The organism is Nocardia sp. NPDC057455, assembly GCF_042802775.1.
Lineage (GTDB): Bacteria > Actinomycetota > Actinomycetes > Mycobacteriales > Mycobacteriaceae > Nocardia.
On record NZ_JBHVDM010000022.1, the window covers coordinates 30,293 to 42,817 of the forward strand.

Consider the following 12,525-nt stretch of genomic DNA (forward strand, 5'->3'; position numbering starts at 1 on the left):
CTACACCCTAACCCGAGCACCCGCCCGAGATGCCGAGCATCGGGGTTGTGCGAGACTCGGCGCCGTGCTCAAAGCCGAAACGACGCCGACGCGCAGCAGCTCGCCCCGGTTCGCCCGCCGGGCGACCCTGCGCCGGTCGCTGCGACTGCTCGGTAGTTTCCGGTTCGAGCAGACCGATCCGGCCCTGTTCTACGGGGGTCTGGCCGCCGACACCACGGCAATGATCGCCGACTTCTACACCGACCTCACCGGCAGATCGCTGGACAGTGCGACGATCCTCGACGTGGGTGGGGGGCCGGGCTACTTCGCGGACGAATTCGCCCGCGCGGGGGCGCGCTACATCCCGGTGGAACCCGACCCGACGGAGATGCACGCCGCAGGACTCTCGGTGGCGGGCGCGGTCCGCGGATCCGGGATGGCGCTGCCGTTCCGGGACGGCGCCGTCGACATCTGTTTCTCGTCGAACGTCGCCGAACACGTCTCGAAGCCGTGGGTGATGGCCGATGAGATGGTGCGGGTGACCAGGCCGGGCGGGTTGATCGTGCTCTCCTACACGGTGTGGCACGGCCCGTTCGGCGGGCACGAGACCGGGCCCTGGCATTACCTGGGTGGTGAGTACGCCGCGCGCCGGTACCGGCGCAAGCACGGTCGCGAACCCAAGAACAGGTTCGGCACCTCACTGTTCGCGGTGCGGGCCGCGGACGGATTGCGCTGGGCGGCAGACACTCCGGCGGAGGTGCATACCGTCTTCCCGCGTTACCATCCCCGCTGGGCGTGGTGGTTGGTCCGGGTGCCGATGGTGCGGGAGTTACTTGTGAGCAATCTGGTCGTGGTGGCAACCAAAAGGTAGCCGAGCTAAGCCTCCAGCCACCCGCGACGCCAATGCCGCTTGCCGCACGGCGCGTGCACGGGCTCGCTCCACGGCGATTCCCGCATGGCCAATCCGACGGTCTCCAGCGTGGTGAGGCCGACCAGGTCGGCCAGCATCCCGACGGCGGCGACCGCCTCCGCGGCCTGCATAGCCGCGGTCGCCTGCTCGATCGTCAGAGTGCGGCCGGGTAGGAAGGAGACCACCCACCCGCCGTGGCCGACGCACTTAGCCTGATGCTCGGTTTGATCGCTGGTCATCAGCGACCGGCCGATCACTTGCACCGCCATGACTCGGACTCCCCAGTTCGCGGTAACGGTTGGGTAATGGAGCGAGCTGATATGTCGCTACAGCATCCCCCGTCCAGCAACAGAACGCAATAGTGCGTTCGGCGAAAAGCGAACCGAGAGGTCGGGATTCACACTGGCCAGAGCGCTGCCGCCGCGCAAAACTGGAACAGGTTACAGACAAGGGAGAGGCAAAACTGTAACGTGTTCTCATGCATTACGACAGCTTGTTCATCGGCGGCCGCTGGACCGCGCCAGCCACCGCCGAGCGCATCCAGGTCATCTCGCCGGCCACGGTCGAGCCGGTGGGCAGCGTCCCGGCGGTGAGCCGGGCCGACGTCGACGCCGCGGTCGCCGCGGCCAGGCACGCTTTCGACCACGGCCCGTGGCCGGCCACACCGCCGAAGGAGCGCGCCGAGGTGCTCACCCGCGCGGCCCGGCTGATCGAGCAGCGCTCCGCGGACCTGCTCGCCGCGCTGACCGCCGAGGTCGGCGTGCCGCAGATGATGGCGATGACACTGAACCAGATCCCCGCGGTCGCCGCACTGGACGCCTACGCGGCCCTGGCCGAGTCCTTCCCCTGGCGGGAGACCCGCGTCGGCGGGTTCGGCACTACACGGGTCACCCGCGAGCCGCGCGGCGTCGTCGCGGCGGTCACCGCGTGGAACGTCCCGCTGTTTCTCGCGGTCAACAAGCTCGCCCCGGCCCTGCTGGCCGGTTGCACCGTAGTCCTGAAGCCCGCTCCGCTGACGCCGATCACGGCCAATATGGTCGCCGACATCTTCACCGAGGCCGGGTTGCCCGAAGGCGTGCTGTCGGTGCTGCCCGCCGAGCCCGACGCGGCCGAGTACCTCGTCTCGCACCCCGGCGTGGACAAGGTGACCTTCACCGGAAGCACCGCGGTCGGCCGGAAGATCGGGGCCATCGCCACCGGTCAGCTCAAGAGCGTGTCGCTCGAACTCGGCGGCAAGTCGGCGGCGATCCTGTTGCCCGATATGGACCTCGCGGCCAACATCCCGGTGCTCGCGTTCTCCGGCCTGATGAACAGTGGTCAGGGCTGTGTCGCGCAGACCCGCATCCTCGCCCCGCGCAGCCGGTACGACGAGATACTCGACGCGCTGGTCGAACACGTGAAGACGATGAAGGTCGGCGACCCGAACGACCCGAGCGTGCTGCTCGGCCCGCTGATCTCCGAGCGTCAGCGCGACCGAGTGGAGGGCTACATCGCCGAGGGCAAGGCCGAGGGCGCGCGACTCGTGCTCGGCGGCGGCCGCCCGGAGGGTCTGGACCGGGGATGGTTCGTCGAGCCGACGATCTTCGCCGACGTGGACAACAAGTCGACCATCGCCCAGGAAGAGATCTTCGGGCCCGTGCTGTCGGTCATTCCGTACGAGACCGAGGACGAGGCCGTTGCCCTCGCCAACGACTCGGTCTACGGCCTCGCGGGCTCGGTGTGGACGACCGACATCGAACACGGAGCCGAGATCGCGGCGCGGGTGCGCACCGGCACCTACGCGATCAATTGGTATGCCTTCGACCCGACTTCACCGTTCGGCGGCTACAAGGCCTCCGGACTCGGACGCGAGAACGGCCCGGAGGGTCTCGATGCGTTCTGCGAGCAGAAGTCGCTGCTCATGCCGCTCGGCTGGACCGGGTGATCAGTCGGGTGGCATGACCACCCGCAGCAGCGGCGCACGGTGGCCGTAACGCCCTGGTGGCGTGTCGACGATTTCGACGCGCCACCCGGGCGGCAGCACCGCCAGTAGCCGCCCCGCGGCCCGGCGTAACGGGGTGCTCGCGGTCGCCGACTCGAATTCGGCGACCATGGGGGCGAGGGATCTCGCCGTCTCCAGATCGGCCATGTTCCAACCACCTCTCGCGTCGATCTCGCCGTACGCCGCGGGCATCGCGGGTCCGATGTCGGTAGGGAAGTAGTTCAGTCGATCAGTTAACCGTTGGTAATCCGACTGTGTGAAGGGAAAGGTAGAACACGCCAAGCATAAGTCACGAGTACACGAAATCTCTCAACAAGATCATTACCCGGTTCTGCGTGCGGTTAAACCCATCGAGCCGTGGAAAATTCGCGGATTTCCGTTCGGCACCCGCACGCCCCCGCTGCGGCCATCTGACGGCACCGCACGCAGGGCCGTCGAATAACCTGCTCCGCAGTATGTTTCGCCGGGAAGCACCGATCCCCCGGCACGCTCACCCGCCCACCGACCGACGGTACGCGGCGGGTGTGGCGCCGGTCGCCGCTCGCAGGTGCACACGCAGCGCGGTGACGCTGCCGAAACCCGCTCTGGCCGCAACGACTTCCACTGGCAAACATGTAGTTTCCAGAAGTTCGCGGGCACGCGCGGTGCGCTGGGCGTCCAGCCATCGCCGCGGCGTGGTCCCCACTTCCGCCTTGAAGCGACGGATGAATGTGCGCTCGCTCATCAACGCGTGCGCGGCCAACGCCGAAACGTCCACCGCCGCAGCCGGTTCGGCGACGGCCCAGGCCAGAGTGGCGGCGAGACCGCCGCCGGCGGCCGCCGCGCCCGGCCGATCCGGAACGTACTGCGCCTGCCCGCCCTCCCGATGCGGCGCGGTGACGTTCCACCTGGCCAGCTCCGCCGCCGCATGCGCGCCCAGCTCCCGGCGGACGATATGCAGGCACAGGTCGAAGCCCGCCGACAGCCCGGCCGAGGTCAGCACGTCACCGTCATCGACATACAGCGCCGTCGGATCCAGTTTCACCGCCGGATACAGCTCGGCGAACTCGCCGCAGTAGGCCCAGTGCGTGGTCGCCGGTCGTCCGTCCAACAGTCCGGCCTCGGCCAAGATGAACGCGCCGACGCAGATACTCACCATGGTGGCGCCGCGCGCCGCCGCGCGCCGCACGGCGATCAGCGCTTCCCGCGGGGTAGGAAGCGTCGGAATCCCGATCCCCGGCACGACGACTACATCCGCTTCCTCCAGCGCTTCCAGCCCGTGCTCCACCCGCAACTCGAAGCCATTGGGCGTCCACACCGGCCCCGGCCGCACTCCGCAGGTCCGCATCTCGAACCCGGAAGACGCGCCGGTCTTCCCCGGGCCGTGCCGAAACGCTTGAACGGCACAGGCCAGGTCGAAGGCCATGACCCCATCCAGCGCGAGGGCCACCACTTGCTTCATCTTCCCCAGTTTGGCACGAATCCGAGTAACCCTGGCATTTGCGCCACTCGTCGCGGCTCCCGTCGCACACTTGACTGCAAGTGCACACCAGTTCCGAGGAGAAGGAGGACGAAGTGGCCGGACCGACGGGCCTCGATTGGGCATGGGCCACCCGCACCGGCGGCGCGCTGTCGAAGGAGCAACGCCGCGGACTGGCCGTCGCGACCGCCCGGACGCTGCCCGCTATGGTGCCCAACCGGGTCCGGCTCGCGCTGGGGCGGCGGGGACGCGGGAAACTGGAGTTCGCCGGGCTGCGGCTGCCCGATTCCACCCTCGCCGTCGCGGCGGAGACCGAGGCGCGCGAAGTGCTTTCTCCGCATGTGTTGAACCATTCGCTGCGGACCTACTACTTCGGGCGGGTCCTGGCCGACCTCGACGGCGCCGCCTATGACGACGAACTCGTCTACGTCTCCTGCCTGCTACACGATCTACAGCTCGAACATCCCACGCCCGGAAGGTGTTTCGCGGTGGTCGGCGGGGAACGGGCTGTCGCCCTCGCCCTCGGGGCCGGCGTCTCGCCACAACGAGCCGACGCGATCGGCGCGGCCATCAGCGCTCACCTCACGCCCGGTGTCGCCGACGATCTCAGCGATCCCGGCGGCTTCGTCTCCGCAGGGGCGTCGGTGGACGTGCTCGGAACACGGCTGGCCGAACTGAACCAGGATTGGGTCACCGAATTGCTACGACGTCATCCGCGGCTGGAGTTCGAGCGGCATGTGCTCGCGGCCTTCCGAGCGGAAGCGAAGGCGATGCCGAAGGGCCGGATCCATTGGCTCAACCGCGCGGGCTTCCTGGCCATGATCCGGATGTCACCGTTTGCCGAATAACGCCGTGGCTGCGTGCGATTGCCCCGCAGTGCGCGCAAAACGTCTGGCGCACAGAACAAATCGCCCGCACCATCGGTCAGATGGTGCGGGCGAGGTGCTACTTTGGGTGGAGTGTCAGCCCAGACGCTCCTTGAGCGCCTCGAACTCGTCGCGCACGCCGGAAGGCAGCCTGTCGCCGACGAACTCGAACCACTCTTCGATCAGCGGGATCTCCTTGCGCCATTCCTCGGCGTTCACCGCGAGCGCCTCGTCGACGTCGTTGGCATCGACGTCCAGCCCGTCCAGGTCGAGCTGGGTGGCGGTCGGCACGTTACCGATCGCGGTCGCCTCCGCCTCGGCGGAACCTTCGATACGGCCGACGATCCACTCCAGCACGCGGGAGTTCTCGCCGAAGCCGGGCCACAGGAAGCGGCCGTCGTCGCCGCGACGGAACCAGTTGACGTAGAAGATCTTCGGCAGCTTGGCGGCATCGGCGTTCTTGCCGAGATTGATCCAGTGGCCGAGGTAGTCGCCGACGTGGTAGCCCAGGAACGGCAGCATGGCCATCGGGTCGCGGCGGACGGTGCCCACCTTGCCCTCGGCGGCCGCGGTCTGCTCGGAGGACAGCGTCGCGCCCATGAACACGCCGTGCTGCCAGTCGAAGGACTCGGTGACCAGCGGGACGGTGGTCTTGCGGCGGCCACCGAACAGGATCGCGGAGATCGGCACGCCCTGGGGGTCGTCCCACTCGGGCGCCAGGATCGGGCACTGCGCCATCGGCGTGCAGTAGCGGGAGTTCGGGTGGGCGGCCAGCGTCTCGGTCTCCCGCAGGTACCAGTCGTTGCCCTTCCAGTCGGTCAGGTGATCGGGCTCGCCTTCCAGGCCCTCCCACCACACGTCGCCGTTGTCGGTCAGCGCGACGTTGGTGTAAACCGTGTTGCCCGCCTCCATGGTGGCCATGGCGTTCGGGTTCGAGCTGCGGTTGGTGCCCGGCGCGACGCCGAAGAAGCCGAACTCGGGGTTCACCGCGTAGAGGCGGCCGTCCTTGCCGAAGCGCATCCAGGCGATGTCGTCGCCCAGGGTCTCCGCACGCCAGCCCGGCACGGTCGGCTGGATCATCGCCAGGTTGGTCTTGCCGCAGGCGCTCGGGAACGCGGCGGCGATGTAGTACGCCTTGTTCTCCGGGGAGATCAGCTTGAGGATCAGCATGTGCTCGGCCAGCCAGCCCTCGTCGTGAGCCATCGCCGAGGCGATCCGCAGCGAGTAGCACTTCTTGCCGAGCAGCGCGTTACCGCCGTAGCCGGAGCCGTAACTCCAGATCTCCCGGTCCTCCGGGAAGTGGGTGATGTACTTGGTGTCGTTGCACGGCCACGGCACGTCGGCCTGGCCTTCGGCCAGCGGCGCGCCCACGGAGTGCAGCGCCTTCACGAACGGACGGTCGGCGCCCAGCTTCTCCAGGGCGGCGGCGCCCATGCGGGTCATCACGCGCATCGACACCACGACATACTCGGAGTCGGTGATCTCGACGCCGAGCTTCGGGTCGTCCGCGCCAAGCGGACCCATGCAGAACGGCACCACGTACATGGTGCGGCCCTTCATCGAGCCGCGGTACAGCTCGGTCATCGTGGCGCGCATCTCGGCAGGGTCGACCCAGTTGTTGGTCGGGCCCGCGTCGGCTTCGGACTTCGAACAGATGAACGTGCGGGATTCCACCCGGGCCACGTCGGAGGGGTCGGAGAGCGCCAGGAAGGAGTTCGGCTTCTTCTTCTCGTCCAGCCGCTTGAACGTCCCCGCTGCCACGAGCTGCTCGGTCAGCCGCTCCCATTCTTCGTCGGAGCCGTCCGCCCAGACCACACGATCGGGTTGGGTGAGTTCGGCGACTTCTTGTACCCAGGCGAGTAGTTCGCTGTGCTCGGTCGGCGCCTTGCCGTCGGATCCACGAAGACCAGGAATGGTCGCTGACGTCATGAAAACTCTCCTGAGATGGGCGACTACTCGCTGCTTCGCCGCCTGGCCCTAGGCCCATGACCAGCGCGAATGCACCGAGCGCCACCGTTGGCGGGAAGGCGCCCGCTCCGACCGGTCGAACGCGCACCCAGGAGGGCGGCAGATCAGGACTTAGCGGACGCCCAAGTTCCTGAATAGAGGTTAACGCGATGTGACGGCCGGTACGGTATCGGGTTCCTCACTGTGTACCCAATCGGTCATTCGTTTCAACAGGTGAGATCCAGCGATCGAGGATCCGGACATCACGCTCGCATGCGGCGAGCTGTCCCGGCTGCTCGGCCGCCATCCGGCGCAATTCGGTCTCCAACCGGGCCACCCGGCGATCGGTCTCGATCATTCGCGCGGTGCTTGCTCGGACCACGTGATCTGCCAAAACGGCTTCCGCTTCCACGAGCGCGGTCGCCACACGTTGCTCGAGCTGTGCTTTTACGTTGACCAAAGCGTCACCGATCCATTGCCGGATATGCGCTCGATCGGCCAGCTGCCGACGGGCACGGACCACCCATGCCGCCGCGCCGCCGCCGAGCAGCAACGTGACCGGCACACTTGCCACGTCCAACGCCGGTACCAGTGAGAACGGAGCAACCAGCAAGCGACCCAGACCGACACCCGCCGACGCGCCGAGCGCGATCATAAGGTGATCTTCGACACCTTTATGGCGGGGCTCGGGATCCGGGCCCACCCGAGGGGCCGGGTCACGCCTGCGCGTCGGCGCGCCGGCCGTGCTCTCGATCCGGGCGCTCAGTTCGGCCAAGCGCAGGTCGGTGACATGGTCGACAGCGCCGGTCAGCTCGGTGACGGCTTGCTGCAGCTGCGCGGGGTAATCGGCGAGATCCACAGGACGCAGTCGATCCAGTTCCGCGCGCACCGCGGTGTGCAGCGCCCGGATGCTCGCGCCGATCTCGGTCATCAGATCCACCCGGGCCAAGTGCAGCTGCCCACGCAGGGTGGACATCGCGGTGGCGCGGCCGCCGTCACGACCGGCCAGCAGGACCGCACGTTCTTCGCGCAGCCGCGCCGGTTCGGCGCCGGAGCGCAGCGTCGCCACCTGCTCGGCCACCCGCTGACGCGTATCGGCCAAGACCCGTGCGGTGACCGCGCCCCGCCGGTCACCGCCCGCGGCGGCCGCCGCGGTGAGCTGCGCGTGCAACGCGCCCAGACCGGAGCGATCGAGCAGTCCGGCGTCACCCGCGGTGCGCGCGGCGGCCGCGAGCCGGGCGGAGACCGGCACGATATCCAGGTCGGCGGCGCCCTGCGCGGCGAGCAATGCGAGGTTCCGCTCCCGCACCGCGCGCCAGTCCTGGTAAGCGTGAATGCCGTACATGGCGAGCAGCGGACGGGTGCCGTCCGCGCGCAGCCGGGCGATCACCGCCAGCATTTCCGCGCCGATGATGGTGCCCGCGTCGAACAGGATCAACGCCACCGCGGGCGGGGCGGCTCCGGCGGGCGAAGTGGTCTCCACCCCCGCGCTCGCGTCGGCGCGCGGCTCGGACAGCGTGACGCGAGGTTCGAACCGGGCGAGTTCGGTCCGCAACAACGCCGTGTTGACGTCGGCCGGACCGATCACCATGACCGCACCCGCGGCACCGGACCCGTCTATCGCGCGCAGCAGCGCCATACCCTGCGGATTCCATCGCTCCACCACGGCCGCCAGCTCGGGCGTGAGCGCGCGGACGGGGTGCTCGGCGTCGCCGTCGGCAGGCAGGACGACCTCGCCCCGGCCCGTCGCACCAGCGCGGACGATCGGCGCGGCGATCGGTTCTCGATCTGCCCCGGCGGGAGACGCAGTATTCGCCTCCGACGACGTACGCACCGGCTCCGGGGGCTCAGAGACCGGCACTGCTCATCCGTTCCCATAGTCGGACGTAGCCGTTGTGCACGCGCAATGCGGCGCGACGGGCGGCCGGGGGCATATCGCTGGTGACGACGGCGCGCCAGCGGCTCGCGCGGGCCAGCGCATCGTCGGCGTCGGCGGGCGCGGGCGCGGCATACCCGGCGGCGAGGTGCGCCACGTCGGGCCCGGCGAGGCCGGCGCAGAGCCCGAGCCAGAGGGCGTCGTCGCTGTAGAGATAGGTCTCCAGCAAGTCGCGCGCGCGGCCGCCTTCCTCAGGGACCGCACGAGCGGCGAGGCGGGCCAGCTCGTCGAGCATTTCGCCGCCGCGCAACGCGGACACCTGCTCGTAGCGGCGATGCAACAGCTGGTGCAGCGGGTCGATGCCACTGGCCGCGTGCAGGATCTGCAACAGCTCCTGCGGCGAAAGATCCGGATCGTGACGCAGGGCGGTGCACGCGCATGCCACGCCGTACAGGTCCCACCGCCGCAGCAACTGCTCGCGGTCGGCGGCGTCCGGCCCCGGCGCGACGAACAGGTCCGGCGCGAGGGTCAGGGCGGGATCGGCTTCGGTGGCGAGCTTGCGCAGCAGGTCGACATCGGCCTCGGTCAACGCGCCCGCCCGGGTGCGCGTCGCCAAGGACGCGACCACCGCAACCACCGGGATCCGCAATTCTCTGCCGTACTGCTGGGCCGCGGACACCGCATCGCCCCAGCGGGAGCCGATCGCGTCGGCTTTGTTCAGCACCGCGATCGTGCGCTGCGGTGGCAGCGCGGCCAGCACCCTGCGATCCGCGGGCGACGGCGCGGCCGACAAGACGTAGACGACGATGTCGGCGTCGAGTTCCGGATCGGGCGCGCCCGGCCGGTCCACCGGATCGGTCTCCACCGCCGACATGAGCGCGAGCGCGTGCAGCACCGTGGTTCGCCCGGCGTGCGCGCGCCCGGCGACCTGGATCCGCGGCGGTTTGCGCCAAGCGCTGACAGCGGCTGCCGCGGCGTATCCGATCTGCGGATCGCGCCCGGTGCCGAAGCGCAGTTCGGCGAGCAGCTTGTCGAGTTGATCGTTCGCGGACGTGGGAACACCGCGCTCCCGCAGCGGCCCATCGGAATCAGTGGCTGTCGACATGCTGCACACCCCCTTTACGGTGCGCAATTCTGTCAGAAGTCCGGTCGTCGGACAGGCTCGACCGCTCAGCTGCCACTGAAGTACTTGTTCGCCGTCCGCACCGCCCAGTTCGGCGCGTATTTCGCCACTGTCGCCAGCACTTTCGCCTGCGCGCCGATCTCGTAGTGCACCTTCGGCAGCCGGGCGCGCTTGCGGGTGGCCGCCCAGATCCCCGCGGCGACGTCGTCGGCGGTCAGCCGCACACCCAGCGACTTGGTCGTCCCGGTGGTCATACCGTCCACCATGGCCGTGGCCACGAACATCGGCCAGATCGCGAGCACCCGGATGTCGTGGCGCTCCCATTCGAGGTCCAGCGCCTCGGTGAAACTCTTGACCGCCGCCTTGCTGGCACCGTAGCTCGCGAGTTCGGCCTGGCCGTAGATCGCCGACGCCGAGCAGAGGTTGACCACCTGGGCGCCCGGGGTGTCGCGAAGATAGCGGAACGCGCTGTGCGTTCCCGTCAGCACGCCGACCAGGTTGACCTCGACGATCGCCCGATGGGCGGCGAGTTCGATCGCCTCGAACGACCCGGCGCGCAGGATGCCCGCGTTGTTGACCAGGAGGTCCAGTCGTCCGGTCGCCGCGTGGAACTCCGCGAGCCGCTCCGCCCATTGCGTGGCGTTCGTCACATCCAGGACGCCGGTGTGCACCGTGCCACCCGTGGCTGTGATATCACCGGAAAGCCTGCTCAGCCCGACTTCATCGATGTCGTAAGCCCCGACCTGGTATCCCTGCGCAGCGAAAAGCAAGGCCGTGGCCCGCCCGATACCGGCCGCCGCGCCGCTGATGAATATTGTCGGTCTGCTCATGCCGGGGAGTCTAGTGCCGGGAACGCCGTGTACTCCGGGGTTCCCAGACGCCCGCCGGTCACTTACCCTGCTGAAGTGGTCGGCACCATAACCGGTGCGCAGCTTGAACTTTCGTATGCGGCAACCGACCTCGACGATGAGGAGGTTGCGATGACCGCGAATGTCATCGGCGCTGTCGACCCGGAGCCCGCCGGCCCTGCGGACCGCAAGCCCTTGCTGCCCAGCGCGGACCCGTTCCATCGACCGCCGAAGGGGTTCGCGGCCAAGGCGCCCGGCACCATCCTGCGCAGCAGGAAGATCGACGTGGCACTGTTCGGAATTGTCCCGCAACAGGTCTCGGCCTGGCAGCTACTGTACCGCAGCTGTGATCTGCACGGGGCACCGGAAGCGGCGATCACCACGGTTCTGCTGCCGCTCGACGCGGAACCGGACGAGGATCGCCCGCTGCTGGCCTTCCAGACCGCGATGGACGCCGTCACCGAGAAGTGCTCGCCCTCCTACGCCCTGCGCTACGGCGCACGGGCGCTCGGGTCGGTCACCCAGTTCGAATGGCTCCTGGTCGCGAACGCGCTGCGGCGCGGCTGGGCGGTGAGCATCGCCGACCACGAGGGCCCGCACGGGAACTTCGGCGCCCCTCGGGAGCCCGGCTACCGGGCGCTCGACGGTATCCGCGCCGCCCTGCGCTTCGGCCCGCTCGGCCTCGGCCCGCGCACTCGCGTCGCGGTATGGGGCTACTCCGGCGGCGGCATGGCCAGCTCCTGGACGGTCGAGATGGCGCCGACCTACGCTCCGGAACTCGACATCGTCGGCGCGGTGCTCGGCGCCCCGGTCGGCGACCCGCGCCAGGTCTTCGACCGGCTCAACGGCACCTCTTACGCGGGTCTGCCCGCCATCGTCATCGCCGCCCTGCGCAGGCTGTATCCGGCGTTGAGTTCGCTGATCGACGACGAACTGAGCCCGGAGGGTCACCGGTTCGTCGTCCGCGCGGAGAACGCGACACCGTTCGGCGCGATCCTCGGACTCGCCAACAAGAAGGTGGACGACTTCCTCGGGGGCCGCCCGCTCGCCGAGGTACTCGACACCCCGCAACTGCGGGCGATGTTCGACGATCTGCGGCTCGGCAACACCACGCCCGCCTGCCCACTGCTGGTGGTGCAACCCATCCACGATCAGATCATCCACATCGACGGTATCGACGGTCAGGTGGCGCGCTACCGCCGCGGCGGCGCCGCGGTGACCTACGTCCGCGACCGGCTCAGCGAGCACTTCTCGCTGCTGCCGCTGTCCACGCCGATCAGCCTGGACTGGCTGGCCGACCGGTTGGCCGGGCAACCGGTGAGCGACGTGGGCGATACCACCGTCTGGTCGGTCGCGGCCTCGCCCTCGGGCGTGCGTGGCCTGCTGGAAATGGCGGTGACCGCGGCCAAGGTCGCGCTGGGCAGGCCGCTGCGCCAGCAGCAGCCGACCGCGGCCAGAATCGCGCCCGCACGCGCGGCCTGACCTCCTGCTCAGCGGTCCGCGCACAACCGCTTACCGCACCGATCGCAGGATGCT

11 protein-coding genes are annotated in these 12,525 nt (G+C 69.1%); 4 read left to right on the plus strand and 7 right to left on the minus strand.

The window, feature by feature from the left end; all coding sequences use genetic code 11:
- The first annotated feature begins 64 nt into the window (after positions 1-64).
- Entirely contained in the window at positions 65-850 is a 786-nt protein-coding gene (locus tag ACFU5M_RS11880) for a class I SAM-dependent methyltransferase (RefSeq protein WP_379047867.1), read from the plus strand.
- A gap of 5 nt (positions 851-855) precedes the next feature.
- On the opposite strand, the gene ACFU5M_RS11885 is transcribed toward ACFU5M_RS11880, so the two are convergent.
- Positions 856-1,158 (minus strand): hypothetical protein, encoded by a 303-nt coding sequence (locus ACFU5M_RS11885; RefSeq protein ID WP_040871049.1) that lies wholly within the window; start codon positions 1,156-1,158, stop codon positions 856-858.
- A 209-nt stretch (positions 1,159-1,367) separates the two neighbouring features.
- On the opposite strand from ACFU5M_RS11885, the gene ACFU5M_RS11890 reads away from it, so the two are divergent.
- Positions 1,368-2,813, plus strand: a complete 1,446-nt coding sequence (locus ACFU5M_RS11890) for an aldehyde dehydrogenase (protein WP_379047872.1) — start codon at positions 1,368-1,370, stop codon at positions 2,811-2,813.
- On the opposite strand, the gene ACFU5M_RS11895 is transcribed toward ACFU5M_RS11890, so the two are convergent.
- Positions 2,814-3,017 carry a hypothetical protein gene (locus tag ACFU5M_RS11895; protein ID WP_379047874.1) on the minus strand — a complete coding sequence of 68 codons (204 nt, stop codon included), beginning with the start codon at positions 3,015-3,017 and terminating at the stop codon, positions 2,814-2,816. It lies immediately after the preceding gene.
- A 343-nt stretch (positions 3,018-3,360) separates the two neighbouring features.
- Positions 3,361-4,311: a GlxA family transcriptional regulator gene (locus tag ACFU5M_RS11900; RefSeq protein WP_379047878.1), complete on the minus strand. Its 951-nt coding sequence runs from the start codon at positions 4,309-4,311 to the stop codon at positions 3,361-3,363.
- 80 nt (positions 4,312-4,391) lie between these two features.
- On the opposite strand from ACFU5M_RS11900, the gene ACFU5M_RS11905 reads away from it, so the two are divergent.
- Positions 4,392-5,177, plus strand: coding sequence for a phosphohydrolase (locus ACFU5M_RS11905; RefSeq protein ID WP_379047881.1), 786 nt, complete (start codon positions 4,392-4,394; stop codon positions 5,175-5,177).
- Between the two features lie 114 nt (positions 5,178-5,291).
- On the opposite strand, the gene ACFU5M_RS11910 is transcribed toward ACFU5M_RS11905, so the two are convergent.
- The 4 genes from ACFU5M_RS11910 to ACFU5M_RS11925 all read right to left on the minus strand — a co-directional run bounded on the left by ACFU5M_RS11910 (position 5,292) and on the right by ACFU5M_RS11925 (position 10,971).
- Complete coding sequence (locus tag ACFU5M_RS11910; protein ID WP_379047884.1) at positions 5,292-7,124, minus strand: phosphoenolpyruvate carboxykinase (GTP); 1,833 nt, start codon at positions 7,122-7,124, stop codon at positions 5,292-5,294.
- Positions 7,125-7,341: 217 nt separating this feature from the next.
- On the minus strand, positions 7,342-9,003 hold the full coding sequence (locus ACFU5M_RS11915) for a hypothetical protein (RefSeq protein ID WP_379047887.1): 1,662 nt from the start codon (positions 9,001-9,003) through the stop codon (positions 7,342-7,344).
- Positions 8,990-10,123, minus strand: coding sequence for a hypothetical protein (locus tag ACFU5M_RS11920; RefSeq protein ID WP_379047890.1), 1,134 nt, complete (start codon positions 10,121-10,123; stop codon positions 8,990-8,992). Before ACFU5M_RS11920 ends, ACFU5M_RS11915 begins: the two co-directional genes overlap by 14 nt.
- A gap of 65 nt (positions 10,124-10,188) precedes the next feature.
- Positions 10,189-10,971: an SDR family oxidoreductase gene (locus ACFU5M_RS11925; RefSeq protein WP_379047893.1), complete on the minus strand. Its 783-nt coding sequence runs from the start codon at positions 10,969-10,971 to the stop codon at positions 10,189-10,191.
- 150 nt (positions 10,972-11,121) lie between these two features.
- Here ACFU5M_RS11925 and ACFU5M_RS11930 point away from each other — a divergent pair, with 150 nt between their 5' ends.
- Positions 11,122-12,471, plus strand: coding sequence for a lipase family protein (locus ACFU5M_RS11930; protein WP_379047896.1), 1,350 nt, complete (start codon positions 11,122-11,124; stop codon positions 12,469-12,471).
- Positions 12,472-12,525: the final 54 nt, after the last annotated feature.